11 protein-coding genes are annotated in these 12,508 nt (G+C 63.4%); 7 read left to right on the top strand and 4 right to left on the bottom strand.

Annotated elements, in window-relative coordinates; genetic code table 11:
• Positions 1-141: 141 nt before the first annotated feature.
• Positions 142-399 (bottom strand): hypothetical protein, encoded by a 258-nt coding sequence (locus C2U70_RS16230; protein ID WP_140979427.1) that lies wholly within the window; start codon positions 397-399, stop codon positions 142-144.
• A 414-nt stretch (positions 400-813) separates the two neighbouring features.
• Between C2U70_RS16230 and C2U70_RS16225 the strand changes: the two genes are divergently transcribed.
• The 6 genes from C2U70_RS16225 (at position 814) to C2U70_RS16200 (ending at position 8,019) form a co-directional block, all read left to right on the top strand.
• Positions 814-1,008 (top strand): hypothetical protein, encoded by a 195-nt coding sequence (locus tag C2U70_RS16225; RefSeq protein ID WP_140979426.1) that lies wholly within the window; start codon positions 814-816, stop codon positions 1,006-1,008.
• A 275-nt stretch (positions 1,009-1,283) separates the two neighbouring features.
• Positions 1,284-2,429, top strand: coding sequence for an acyl-CoA desaturase (locus C2U70_RS16220; RefSeq protein WP_140979434.1), 1,146 nt, complete (start codon positions 1,284-1,286; stop codon positions 2,427-2,429).
• A gap of 103 nt (positions 2,430-2,532) precedes the next feature.
• Entirely contained in the window at positions 2,533-3,522 is a 990-nt protein-coding gene (locus C2U70_RS16215) for a Bug family tripartite tricarboxylate transporter substrate binding protein (RefSeq protein WP_140979425.1), read from the top strand.
• A gap of 147 nt (positions 3,523-3,669) precedes the next feature.
• The gene (locus tag C2U70_RS16210; protein ID WP_140979424.1) at positions 3,670-4,710 is read left to right on the top strand and encodes an ABC transporter substrate-binding protein; all 1,041 of its coding nucleotides are present in this window, start codon (positions 3,670-3,672) and stop codon (positions 4,708-4,710) included.
• Positions 4,711-4,714: 4 nt separating this feature from the next.
• Positions 4,715-6,946, top strand: a complete 2,232-nt coding sequence (locus C2U70_RS16205; protein ID WP_140979423.1) for an ABC transporter permease — start codon at positions 4,715-4,717, stop codon at positions 6,944-6,946.
• Positions 6,943-8,019: an ABC transporter ATP-binding protein gene (locus tag C2U70_RS16200; RefSeq protein WP_140979422.1), complete on the top strand. Its 1,077-nt coding sequence runs from the start codon at positions 6,943-6,945 to the stop codon at positions 8,017-8,019. Before C2U70_RS16205 ends, C2U70_RS16200 begins: the two co-directional genes overlap by 4 nt.
• Before the next feature lie 128 nt (positions 8,020-8,147).
• On the opposite strand, the gene C2U70_RS16195 is transcribed toward C2U70_RS16200, so the two are convergent.
• The 3 genes from C2U70_RS16195 to C2U70_RS16185 form a co-directional block, all read right to left on the bottom strand.
• Entirely contained in the window at positions 8,148-9,260 is a 1,113-nt protein-coding gene (locus C2U70_RS16195) for a Fic family protein (RefSeq protein ID WP_140979421.1), read from the bottom strand.
• Between the two features lie 410 nt (positions 9,261-9,670).
• A complete protein-coding gene (locus C2U70_RS16190) occupies positions 9,671-11,041 on the bottom strand; it encodes a serine hydrolase domain-containing protein (protein WP_140979420.1) in 1,371 nt (456 codons plus the stop codon).
• A gap of 107 nt (positions 11,042-11,148) precedes the next feature.
• The gene (locus C2U70_RS16185; protein ID WP_140979419.1) at positions 11,149-11,688 is read right to left on the bottom strand and encodes a tetratricopeptide repeat protein; all 540 of its coding nucleotides are present in this window, start codon (positions 11,686-11,688) and stop codon (positions 11,149-11,151) included.
• 240 nt (positions 11,689-11,928) lie between these two features.
• Between C2U70_RS16185 and C2U70_RS16180 the strand changes: the two genes are divergently transcribed.
• The gene (locus C2U70_RS16180; RefSeq protein WP_140979418.1) at positions 11,929-12,396 is read left to right on the top strand and encodes a hypothetical protein; all 468 of its coding nucleotides are present in this window, start codon (positions 11,929-11,931) and stop codon (positions 12,394-12,396) included.
• The last annotated feature ends 112 nt before the right edge of the window (positions 12,397-12,508 follow it).

The raw sequence follows: 12,508 nt of genomic DNA, 5'->3' as shown, positions 1-12,508 counted from the left end.
CCGATCGATGTCGATCGGGACGCGCTTTGAACTGCGACAGAGCCGCGATCTGCAAGCTGCCATGCAAGACGGCAGCGGCGTATGGCGGCGCTCCCCTTGGCTGTTCGGCCTCCCGCTCTCGTGCCCCTCCAGTCGCGGAGGTCAACAGCCGCGACAGATATTCTTCAGCTTTGCCGAGAGCCGGGCAGTCTCCTCGATCAACGGATCCTTGTAGGGGGGTCGCGATGCGTCGTCGTGGATCGTCGCGGGCTTGTTGATCTTCGGAGGAAACGCAGCGTCGTAACACGCGAGTCGCCCGGTCGTGCCCTCGATCGTACGGCAGTCGGGCTCGCCGGCGCCGGCACTTTGCGTGAACGTGCCGAGCGCGAATGCGACAAGCAGCGTCTTCGTCCTACCCATTAAGGATAGCCGCAGCAGCCACGAGGAGCAGAAGAAACAACGGGACGATCACCGGCGGCACGATCCAGTCGGCCAGACGAAATTGCGACATGCACGCTGCTCCTCTTTCGGCGGGAGCATTTCGTTACCCTCAGTCACCGATGGAAGCCGTGGAGAGGGGCGGTGATGATGCGACTCTACGCTTACGTTCGGGCAATAGCGAGCTTTATGACGTCCTGGCGCGACGATTGACGCGATGCTCCGGGTGAACCTTTTCGCAGCCCGCACATACGGACATATACCGGGGGATTGCATTGTCCGGATCGGCATTGGCGCCGCCAGGCATTATTCGGCCTGGCCGCGCCGTGCAAAGTGGACGCGCCATCGAGCGCGGCTCCGCTCAAGCCAGGAACCCGCATTACGGGGAGCTTTGGTATGTACCCGTTCGTGACCATCGAGAAGCTCGCCTGTGTTCGAAGACGATTGGCCATTGAGGCCGATCTCCTCATGACGGCGGCGCTGCCCGGCTCTGGGAGCGGGAGACCGAGAAAAGCGCAGTGGCGATTCAGAAGGAAGCGGATGATCGCCAGGCTTGACCTGGTCGGCGAGCCGTCGAAGCGGTATTTCTGACCCGACGCGGACGTATTGACGCGGGGCCGGGACGGGGACGGCACCTTGCGGAGCGGTCAAATAATGGTCATGTAGGACGAAACCAGTATCGGTCGCGTCGCCGTCGATTGCGCGCCTGACGGACAGCATCGCCTGTTCGCAAGTCCATAAACCTCCCTTAAAGGACAACCCCCGCATGACTATCGCATCGCGTGCGGGATCACCCCTGCATCGAAACATCTGAGGTCGCACGCTTGTCACCCAATACCGATCTGGATCAGGACCACGACGACGTCATGTATCCGCAGGTCCTGCCGTTTCTGCTGGTCCACATCGGCTGCTTGGCTGCGATCTGGTCTGGCGTCACATGGCAGGCGGTTGCGATCTGCATTGGTCTCTATGCGTTGCGCATGTTTGCGATCGGCGCCGGATATCACCGGTATTTTTCGCATCGCGCCTACGCGACGAGCCGGGTTTTTCAGTTCATCCTCGCCTTCCTCGCCCAGAGCAGCGCGCAGAAGAGCGTGCTGTGGTGGGCCGCGAAGCATCGGCATCATCACTTGTATTCGGATACCGGGCAGGATGTGCATTCACCCCGGCACAAGGGGTTTCTCTACAGCCATGTCGGCTGGATTTTCTATCGGCAGCATGATGCGACCGACCTGGTGAAGGTGTCGGACTTTACCTCCTATCCCGAGCTGATGTGGCTGCACCGGCTGGAGCTGTTGCCGGCGGTCGTGACCGCGGGGCTTTGCTTCCTCATCGCCGGATGGTCCGGCCTCGTCGTCGGCTTCCTCTGGAGCACGGTGGTGCTCTATCACGCCACGTTCTGCATCAACTCGCTCGCGCATGTTCACGGTCGCAAGCGCTATGTGACGGGGGACGACTCCCGCAACAACTGGCTGCTCGCTTTGGTGACAATGGGCGAGGGTTGGCACAACAACCATCACGCCTACCAGAGCAGCGTCCGCCAGGGTTTTTACTGGTGGGAGATCGACGTGACCTATGGCGTCCTTCTCGCCTTGTCCTGGGTCGGGATCGTCCGGGATCTGAAGATGCCGCCCGAGCAGGTGGTGCGCAATGAGCACCGGTTGGGCGCGCGCGTGCTGAAGCGAACGGCTGAGCAGCTCGCCGGTCGCTTCAACCCCGAAACCATCGCGCAGGCCATCAGATCGTCCGTCCATGACACCGGATTGTCGGTGCGGGAGGCGCTTCATCAGCTCCAGCAGAGCGCGGATCTGCATCTTGCGAGCATGCCGACGCGTGAGCAACTGCTGACTGAGGCCCAGCGCATGTTCGCCAAGACGATGTCGCTCGACGACATCGTCGACCGCGCCCATGAGCTGCTGGTCGAATCCGTCAGTGTGCTCCTGGCCGTTCCGACGCGGGAGGTCAGCGCCATTCCGATATCCTCGCCCGGGTATCCCCGGATCGATAGATAACCAACCGGCTGCGCCCCTTCCGCCGACGAGGGCCGCATCGCAATGTCGCACGTGGCCGGGCCCGGCGATGCGATACCCTCTCCAAAAAATCAGGGAGGGAGCCATGTCCGCGACCATCAATCGCCGCCGCTTCATCGCAACGGCCGCGAGCGCCACGGCGCTGCCGGTCCTCTCGCGCGGCGCCTCGGCGCAAGGCGCCTGGCCGTCGCGCAACATCCGCATGATCTGCAGCTACCCGGCGGGCGGGCAGACCGATCTGCTGGCGCGCGCCTTCGGCGAGTTCATCGGAAAGCAGGTCGGCAAGACCGTCGTGATCGAGAACAAGGCGGGCGCCTCGGGCGCGATCGGCGCACAGGAAGTGGCACGCGCCGAGCCCGACGGTCACACCATCCTGTGCTCGATCTCGACGACCTACATCATGAACCGCGCGGTGGTGAAAAATCCCGGCTACGACATGGACAAGGATTTGACGCTTGCGAGCGTCATCCCCGGCGCAGGCCTGCTCCTGATCGCGAACCCGAAAACGGGCGTCAAGACGTTGGACGATTTCGTCGCCTTCGCGCGCAAGAGCGGCAAGGTCAATTTCGGCACCTACAGCGCGGGCTCGGCGCCGCACATGACCATCAACGAGCTCAACAAGCAGTACGGCCTCAACATCGAGCCGGTGCATTATCGCGGCGAGGCGCCGATGTGGACGGGGCTGATGGAGGGCACGCTCGACGCCGCGATGGGCAGCTACACGGCCGCCCAGCCCGTGCTGCAGAGCGACCGCGGCAGCGTGTTTGCGGTGCATTCGAAGAAGGTCGCCGCGATCCCGGCGGTCAAGACGCTGCCGGAGCAGGGCGCGACGGCAAGATTCTTCACCGTGAGCGGCTTTACCGGCTGGGCGCTGCCGAAGGCTGTGCCGCAGCCGATCGTCGACCGCCTGTCGGAACTCTGCGTCGCCGCCAACAGCGATCCCAAGGTGAAGGAGGTGCTCGCCACCTTCGTGCTGGAGCCGGCGCTCGGCTTCAAGGAGACCAACGCGCTCTATCAGCGCGAGCTGCCGGTGTGGCTCGAGGCGGCGCAGTCGCTTGGGCTGGAGCCGGCGTAAGGATACCGGCGACGCGGCTCGTCCGGGCCGAAATCCAGATCGGCATTCCATCGTTCGGACCGACGACATCGGTCTTTGCGGTTTGACGCCGCTCACATCCTCGCTAAGCTGCCGCCCAACAACGATAATTTCGGGGAGGGCGCTTGTATGGAGTATTTCCGCGGCCTTGTTGCGGCGCTTTTTGCTGCTTGTGCGGTGTTTGCCGCGACCATCGTTTCGGCCTCGGCCCAGGGGCAGCTCAACGTCTATTGCGCCGTTCAGGTCGAATGGTGCCAGGCGATTGCGACGAACTTCCAGAGGGAAACCGGCATCACCGTCAACATGACGCAAAAGGGGTCCGGTGAGACGCTGGCCCAGATTCGCGCCGAGGCGCAGAATCCGCGCGGCGACATCTGGTTCGGCGGCACCGGCGATCCCCATTTGATCCTCGCGGAGGCTGGTCTCTCGGTCGAATACAAGCCGGCGGCGATCGGCGAGCTGCACCCATGGGCGGTCAAGCAGTATGAGAGCGCCAAGGGCCGCTCGGTCGGAATCTATTCCGGAGCGATCGGCTTCGGGTTCAACACCGAGCTGCTGGCGAAGAAAAACATTCCGGCCCCGGCCTGCTGGGCCGACCTGCTCAAGCCCGCCTACAAGGGGGAAATTCAGGTCGCAAATCCCAATTCATCGGGAACGGCCTACACCGTCATTGCGACCCTGATTCAGTTGATGGGTGAGGACAAGGCGTTCGATTTCCTCAAGCAGATGCACCAGAACGTCAACGCCTACCCCCGCTCCGGAACGGGGCCGATCAAGGCCGCGGCCCGGGGCGAGACTGCGGTGGCGGTGTCGTTCGTGCACGACGTCGTGACGGAGAAGAACGCAGGCTTCCCGGTCGACTACAACACGCCGTGCGAGGGCACCGGTTTCGAGATCGGGTCGATGTCGATCATCAAGGGCGCGCGCAATCTGAAGCAGGCGCAGCGTTTCTACGATTGGGCATTGACGCCGGCGGCGCAGAAGCTCGGCTTCGATGTCGGCAAGCAGCTTCAGATGCCCTCCAACAAGGCTTCGCCACTTCCGCCCGGTGCGCCCGACCTCACCAAGATCAAGCTCATCGACTATGACTTCGTGAAATACGGCAGCTCGACAGAGCGGCAGCGCCTGCTCGCGAAGTGGGATTCCGACATCGGCGCGCTGCCGCGCTGAGCCGATGCTGCGCCGGATCGATCCGAGCATCTGGTGGTGGGGCACAGCCGCGGTCGCGGTGTGCCTGATGCCCTGGAACATGCTTCAGGACGGCTTTGGCGCGGCCAACGCCTTTGCGTTGTTTGCGCCTGACGCCGAGATGGCCAGCGCGCTCGGCCAGGCCCTGTTCTTCCAACACTGGTGGTTCTGGCCGGTCGTGGCGGCGCTCCTGATATCGGCGCCGACTGTCCTTCCGTCGTTGGATGAACGGACGCGCGGCCGGATTCTGCTGGCCGGCGGAGCGCTCGGCATCGTCGCAATTGCCGTGCAAGGCTGGTTCATCGGCATCCAGGGCTGGAGCTACGATGTACTCACGCGCGCGTTCGGTGAACTGAACGACCGCCAGTTCGGCATCGGCTGGGGCGGCTGCGTGGCCTTCGTGAGTTTTGGCGTGCTGGCAACGACGGGGCTGGCGTTGCGCGGATGGTTCGGCGGCGACCGTTTCGTCGCCGGCACCGTCGGCCTGCTCGCGGCTTCGATCCTGCTCTTCACGGTGTGGCCCGTGCTGATGATCCTCGGCCAGGCCTTGAACGCGTCGGACGGTCAGTCCGCGGTTGGCGCGTTGCTGGGCCGGTTCCTGCAGCCGAAGATCTGGGGTCTTGCCTGCCTCACCTCCAAGGCCTCGTGCGGCGCGGCCTGGAATACGCTGATGCTCGCGGTTGCGACGGCGAGCACGTGCATGCTGCTCGGTCTTGCTTTCGCACTGATCGTGACCCGCACCGGATTCCGTTTCAAACAAATGCTCCGGCTGCTCACGGTGTTGCCGATCATCACGCCGCCATTCGTGATCGGGCTCGGGCTCATCCTGATCTTCGGGCGGTCCGGCCTGATCAACCAATGGGTGGCCGGCCTGTTCGGTGTCGAGCTCGGCCGCTGGATCTATGGTTTCAACGGCGTCTGGCTGGCGCAGGCGTTCTCGTTCACGCCGACCGCGTTCCTCGTCCTGATCGGCGTCGTCCAAGGCATCTCGCCGACGATGGAAGAAGCCTCGCAAACGCTGCATGCCAGTCCCGGGCGCACCTTTGCCACCATCACCTTGTCCCTAATGCTGCCGGGGCTCGCCAATGCGTGGCTCGTCGTCTTCATCGAGAGCCTCGCCGATTTCGGCAATCCGATTCTGCTCGGCGGCTCCATGGGCGTGCTGTCGACCGAGATCTTCTTCGCCGTCGTCGGCGCCCAGGCCGATTTCGGCCGCGCCGGCACGCTTGCCCTCGTCCTGCTGGTCTTCGCGCTGGCCGCGTTCTTTGCCCAGCGCCGCGTCGTCGGCAGGCGATCCTATGTGTCGATGACCGGCAAGGGCGATGGCGGCCTGCCGACACCGCTGCCGGTGCGCGTCAAGGTCACGGCGTTTGCGGTTGCGATGCCGTGGGCGGTGTTGACCGTCTTTGTCTATCTGCTGGCGCTGAGCGGCGGCTTCGTCAAGGTCTGGGGCAGGGACTGGACGCCGACCTTGTCGCATTTCGGCCGCGCCTTTTCGGTGGAGTGGACGCCGCAGGGATTGCTGTGGACCGGCGGTGCCTGGGGCTCGCTGTTCACCACGCTCACGCTATCGACCGTGGCGGCGCCGGTGACGGCGCTGCTTGGGCTGCTGGCGGCGTGGGTGCTGTCGCGGCAGCGGTTCCTCGGCCGGCCGCTTCTGGAGTTCGCGCTGATGCTGACCTTCTGCGTGCCGGGCACCGTGATCGGCGTCGGCTACATTCTCGCCTTCAACGTGCCCCCGATCGAGATCACCGGCACCGCCATCATCCTCGTGCTGTGCTTCGTCTTCCGCAATCTCCCGGTCGGCGTCCGCTCCGGCCTTGCAGCGATGAGCCAGCTCGACCGGTCGCTCGATGAGGCCTCGGTCACGCTGCGCGCCTCGACCTTCCGCACGCTGACGCGTGTGGTGCTGCCCCTGATCAAGCCGGCCATCGTGACGGCGCTGGTCTATTCCTTCGTCCGCGCCATGACGACGGTCTCGGCCGTGATCTTCCTGACCTCGGCGCAACACGAGATGGCGACGGTGTTCATCATCAACCGCGCGATCAACGGCGATTATGGCATCGCGATCGCCTATTCGACGGCGCTCATCGCCATGATGATGATCGCGATCGCCCTGATCCAGCTCGCCGTCGGCGAACGCAAGCTCGGCCGCCGCGCCGCCGGCGACAATCGTCCGGCTCTGCCAGCGGCACAAGCGACGGGAGCAACGGCATGACCGCCCTGACGAACGGCTCCCGCGCGGCCGAAGTCCAATTGCGCAATGTCTCGAAGCGCTACGGTCCTGTCATGGCGGTCAAGCCGCTCGACCTGACGATTCCTGCCGGCAGCCTCGTGACGCTGCTCGGCCCGTCCGGCTGCGGCAAGACCACCTTGCTGCGCATGATTGCCGGGCTGGAACGCGTTAGCGAAGGCCAGATACTGATCGGTGGCCGCGACGTGACGCAGCTCTCCGCGGGCGAGCGCAATGTCTCGATGGTGTTCCAGTCCTATGCGCTGTTTCCGCACATGAATGTGCAGGAAAATGTCGCTTATGGACTGATTTCGGGCGGGATCAGCAAGAAAAAAGCACATATTCGGGCCGACGAGATTCTCGGCTTGGTCGGGCTCGCCGGCTTCGGTCCGCGCCTGCCGTCGGAGATGTCCGGTGGTCAGCAGCAGCGCGTCGCGGTGGCGCGGGCGCTGGTGCTGAAACCGGATGTCCTGCTGTTCGACGAACCGCTCTCCAACCTCGACGCGCGGTTGCGGCGTTCGATGCGCGAGGAGATCCGCGCGCTGCAGCAGAGCCTGGGCCTGACCGTCGTCTACGTCACCCACGATCAATCCGAGGCGCTTGCGGTCTCCGACATGATCGTCGTGATGCGATCTGCCGAGATCGCCCAGATCGGCACGCCGCAACAACTCTATGGTGCGCCCGACAACGTCTTCGTCGCAACCTTCATGGGCGAGGCCAATCACGTCAGGGGCATCTTGGCTGCGTCCTCGGCTTCAACAGGCATCGTGAGCCTGGACACGCTCAAAATCGAGCTGCCACATCGCAATTTGCCGAACGGCGAGGTCGACATCGTCATTCGCCCCGAGGCGATCCGCCTTGTCTCTGCTGATCACGCCGGCTGTCTGCGCGCAACCGTCCGCACCTCGACCTACATGGGCGCCCATGCCGAGTACAATCTCGACACCCCGGTCGGCCCGCTGTTCTGCATCGCGCCCGAGGCGGCGAACTTGCGCAAAGTGGGCGAGGCCGCGGGCGTCATGCTCGATGCCGGCGGCGTGTTCGCGGTGCGGGCGTGAGAGACGGCTGTCTCAGTCAAGCTGCGCGAAGTCGAGTCCGCACGCGCGGTCGCGCGCCTGCTTTACGGAACGTAGGGCGCCGCATAGCGGGCGCTTCAATGAGCGGATCAGGCGAATAGCTTGCCCACTTATTTGCGGCCTCCAGTATTGAGAAAATACCGTGTATGACGCAGCTCGCCTGTCTTGGTGAGCGCACCTTTCTCAACGAGGTCCTGCAAGTCGCGTGTTGCGGTGGCGCGCGAGGCCCCGCTGATGCGGATGTAGTTTTCGGCACTCAGGCCGCCTTTGAATCCGTCGATGCCTTCTCTGAACATGCGCGCGAGAACCTTGTCCTGCCGCTCGTTCAGCTTGCCACGAAAGTTTTCGTAGAATCTGGCCTTGGCCACGTAGAAGTCGACGCGCTTGATGGTGTTGCGTTGTGCTTCAAGGATCGTGCTGGCGAAATATTTCATCCAGCCGTTGATTTCGAGATCCTTGTTGTTGCGCTCCAGCGCGGCGTAATAGTCTTTGCGCTGATGTTCGATTGTATAGGCAAGCGCGATGAGGCTTGGCTGCCCCAGGTTTTGGGCGAGCGATTTTTCTGCAAGCGCGCGTCCGAGACGCCCGTTTCCATCCTCGAACGGATGAATACAGACGAAATAGAGATGTGCGAGTGCGGCGCGCGTCAGGGGCGGCAATGCTTTCTCTCGTCCCGGAGCGGTGTCGTTGAACCATGAGATGAAGCGCTTCATCTCATCCGGCATCCGGTGCGACGGTGGTGCTTCGAAGTGCACGGTGCGCTTCTGAATGGGGTCGGACACGACCTGCATGGGCTCCGGGTGCGTGCGATAGCCGCCGATGACGCGGATCGACCGGTCGGAGCCGAGCAGCATCGTGTGCCAATCGAACATCGTCTGATCGGTGAGCGGCGCTGCGAAGTTCCGGTACAGGTCGACCATCATTTTCGAAATGCCGCGTTCTGCCGGCGTCACGCCTGGCGCTTCAACACCGAGCCCGAGTTCATGACGCAGCGACGATTGCACGCTGTCGCGATTGAGGATTTCGCCCTCGATTTCCGAGGTCTTGATTGCCTCGTCGCTAATGAGCTCGATCTTCAGGGTTTGCTGGTCGTTCGCGCCAATATGCTTGCAGGCCCCAATGAATTCTCCGGATTGCCGCAGAAATTGCTGTTCCGGAGGCTCCAAAGCCTTTGAATCATAGATGAAATTTGGCCAATTCGTATCTTCCCAATTCCAAGCCATGAGCTATAGAGCTCCTCTCTATAGCTCAGAATATCACGAATTATGAGCTATAGCGATAGCTCCTATAGCTCAAGACACTTCACTGGGCTTCAGGTGCCGCCGGGCGATTTGCCGGTCCAGTTTCGGGCCGGGATTCAGTGAACGGTGAATCTGAATGAGGCGATGCTCGTCGGCGCGACGATGCCCGCGACATTGTCGCGCGTGCCGACGAAGTCATCGAGTGAGGTTGCTGAATTGGGCGTGTCGCGTCACAACGATCTGTTCGAAAGCCACACCCTACGATGATAACAATATACTCCTGATTTGCCCGACGGGGCAAGTCATTTTCGGAAAAATCGCATTCGCTCACGCCACCGTGATGTACTGTGCATGGGGTTGTTTTCGGCGTTTGCTTCGCCGTGGCCCGGTCGCTATTTTCCCCGTGTATATTTCCGCCCGATCTCCTTCGCCACCACGCCTGCGGGGCGCACATGGGCGCCGGCAAGCCAGACACCGGTGACCTTGCCGCGCTTGTCGCGGACGCGGCGCACGGGCTCGCCGTGGCTCGCATAGCCTGAGGCGGAGACGATCTTGCCGGTGTCGCGGCCGGTGACCTCGATCTCGCCGGCATCCATGAAGGGGTTGTTGAATTGCGGATTGGCGACCAGCACGCGGTCGCCCATCGGCACGAGGTCGCTGGCGCCCCAGATCGTCCACCAGCGGCCGGTCCAGTCGCGCGTGCGCCGCGTGGGGGCGCCGCGCGTCTTGAAGGCGCGCAGGATCTGCAGGGCGCCGTCCATCCAGAACGGCGCGCCGCCGTCGATCGAGTTCGAGAGGATCGAGATCGACAGCTCGCAGGCAGGAATGCTGACGGTGCGTGAGAGGTAGCCCTGAAAGCCGCCGCCATGGCCGAACCAATCCCAGCCGTCGGTTTTGCCGGCGTTGACGCCGAGGCCGTAATAGGCCTCAAAACTTTGCGGCACGCGCCAGTGGTGGCGCGTCATCTCGCGGCGGCTCGCGACCGAGAGCACGCTGCGTTTCGCGTTGGGCGCGAGCTGGTTGAAGAAGCGCGCGGTATCGGCCGCAGTCGCGACGAAGCCGGCGGCCGACGTGATCGCGTGGGTGTCGTTATCGCCGGGGATGACGCAGCGCTCGCCAAACGGAAGCTTTCGCGTGTGACCGCGCGCGAACGCCGCGCCCTTCGGCAAGGGCGCGTTCGGCTCGGTCTCGCGCAGGCCCGCGGGCAAAATGATCTCGCGCTTGATCCAGACCGGGTAGGGCTCTCCCGTGATCGCCTCGATCACGAGGCCGAGCAGGCCGAAGCCGTGGTTGGAATATTTGAAGCGCGTGCCGGGCTCGATCGCGACCGGCATGCGCAGCTCGGCCATCAGCTCCTTCGCGTTGAGGTAAGGGCGGGTGTCGATGAACTGGCCGGAATCGACGCCGTCGCGCATCAGGCCCGCGGTGTGCGAAAGCACCTGCGTGATCGTCGTCTCGGCGACGCGGGGATTGAGGCCGCTGACATATTGGCCGACGGGATCGTCGAGCCGGAGCTTCTTCTGCTCGCGCAGCTTCATGATGCCGGCAGACGTAAAGCTCTTCGAATGCGAGGCGATGCGGAAGCGATGACGCGGCGTCAGCTTCTCGCCGGTGGCGAGATTGGCGACCCCGAAGGCGTGCTCGGCGACGATCTCGCCGCGATGGGCGATCGCGATGATGCAGCCCGGCTGCCGGGCGAGGGTGACCTGATAGTCGAGCCATTCGGCGATATAGGCGATCGCGGGGCGGAGCCAGGCGTCCATGGCGTGTCCGGAGGTGAGGGGAATCCGATCCGCAAAAGCTAGCCGACAAAACAGAACCGGCGCAACCCTTGCGGGTCGCGCCGGTTCGTCAGCCAGTTGCGCTTCGTTCAGTAGACGAGCGTCGTGCCGGTCGGCTTGTCGAGCGCCGAGGCGAGCGAGCGATACTCGTCGCTGCCGGTGCCGGCGAGCGAGGCGATCTTGTCGAGATGATATTTGGCCTGCTCGCGGTTGCCCTGCTCGAGCTGCCAGAGGCCGTAATACTGCCAGGTGCGGACGTGGTTCGGATCGTCCTGCAGCGCCAACTCGTAATAGGCCTTCGACTGCTTGTAGTCGCCGAGCTTGCGATAGGAGTAGCCGATCAGGTTGGCGACGTCGGCGACGTCGTTGCGCTTCAGCGCCTTCAACTGGTCGATCGCGCTCGCATAGTCGTTGCGGTCGTAGATCGTCGTGTAGGCAGTGCGATAGGCCGCGAGGAATTTCGGATCGGTGACCGACGAGCTCTTCTTCTTTTTCTTCGACGAGGTGTCCGACTTCGGCGGGGCGGAGGGATCGTCGCTGCCCGCAGCGTAAGCGCTCGTCAGCACGGGCGTTGCGGCCAGCGCCATCGAGACAAGTCCCGGAACCAGAAGCATAGAAAGTTTGCGCATTGATCTCTCCCGAATGGAATGCGGCGATCCTACACGATTGCCTCAGCTTCGGAACACCCGGGGTGCAAAAACATTCCCGGCCGCCGGGGGTGTGGAAGATGACAAAGAAGTCATCCAGATGAACGGATGCCGAAAGGGCGCTTCAGAATGGGTTCAGCGCGCCCCGCCTAACGTCTCCACCATGATCGAAGGGTCGGCGAGAGGGCGCCGCCTCAAGATCCTTCCAGAGGAGACAAAACCATGTTGAAGACCTTGTCCGCAGCCTTCCTTGCCACCGCCGTGATCGCGGCTCCCGCGTTCGCCACCGAGCCCGCCAAGGACCCGGCCAAGACTTCTGCGACCAACACCACGACGGCCGCACCTGTCATCAAGGCGGATCAGTCGCAGACCAAGACGTCGACGACCACGGCCGTGAAACCGGAGGTCAAGCCGACTGCCAAATCCGACGTGAAGACGGACGGCAAGGCCGACGTGAAGAGCGATGCCAAGACCGATACCAAGACCGACGTGAAGTCGGACAAGAAGGCCGACGCGACCGCGAAGGCGATGAACGCCAACGCCGCCGTGCTGCCGTCCGATCAGCACAAGACGGTGCGCAGCCATCGCCATCACCACAAGGTGATCTCGTCCAAGACGACTGAGAAGAAGGCGGTCCAGCCCGACCTGCTCAAGCCGGCCGCTCCGGCGAAGGTCGAGAAGCGCAGCTAAATCTGATCCGGCGAGGCGGCAATCTCGCATTGCCCCCGCCCGCCTCGCGGGAGCTCAGAGCCGGCCCGATCGTCATGGTGACTTTGCGGAAACGCAAAGCGCCATGACGGCG

The organism is Bradyrhizobium guangdongense (genome assembly GCF_006483445.1).
In the GTDB taxonomy this organism is placed as follows: Bacteria; Pseudomonadota; Alphaproteobacteria; order Rhizobiales; family Xanthobacteraceae; genus Bradyrhizobium; species Bradyrhizobium guangdongense_A.
Note: the sequence above shows the minus strand (reverse complement) of the source record. Positions and strands in the feature narration are given on the sequence as shown.

Coding starts and splice junctions, on each gene's coding strand:
- C2U70_RS16230 (WP_140979427.1), bottom strand. CDS start 399: ATGGGTAGGACGAAGACGCTGCTTGTCGCATTCGCGCTCGGCACGTTC.
- C2U70_RS16225 (WP_140979426.1), top strand. CDS start 814: ATGTACCCGTTCGTGACCATCGAGAAGCTCGCCTGTGTTCGAAGACGA.
- C2U70_RS16220 (WP_140979434.1), top strand. CDS start 1,284: ATGTATCCGCAGGTCCTGCCGTTTCTGCTGGTCCACATCGGCTGCTTG.
- C2U70_RS16215 (WP_140979425.1), top strand. CDS start 2,533: ATGTCCGCGACCATCAATCGCCGCCGCTTCATCGCAACGGCCGCGAGC.
- C2U70_RS16210 (WP_140979424.1), top strand. CDS start 3,670: ATGGAGTATTTCCGCGGCCTTGTTGCGGCGCTTTTTGCTGCTTGTGCG.
- C2U70_RS16205 (WP_140979423.1), top strand. CDS start 4,715: ATGCTGCGCCGGATCGATCCGAGCATCTGGTGGTGGGGCACAGCCGCG.
- C2U70_RS16200 (WP_140979422.1), top strand. CDS start 6,943: ATGACCGCCCTGACGAACGGCTCCCGCGCGGCCGAAGTCCAATTGCGC.
- C2U70_RS16195 (WP_140979421.1), bottom strand. CDS start 9,260: ATGGCTTGGAATTGGGAAGATACGAATTGGCCAAATTTCATCTATGAT.
- C2U70_RS16190 (WP_140979420.1), bottom strand. CDS start 11,041: ATGGACGCCTGGCTCCGCCCCGCGATCGCCTATATCGCCGAATGGCTC.
- C2U70_RS16185 (WP_140979419.1), bottom strand. CDS start 11,688: ATGCGCAAACTTTCTATGCTTCTGGTTCCGGGACTTGTCTCGATGGCG.
- C2U70_RS16180 (WP_140979418.1), top strand. CDS start 11,929: ATGTTGAAGACCTTGTCCGCAGCCTTCCTTGCCACCGCCGTGATCGCG.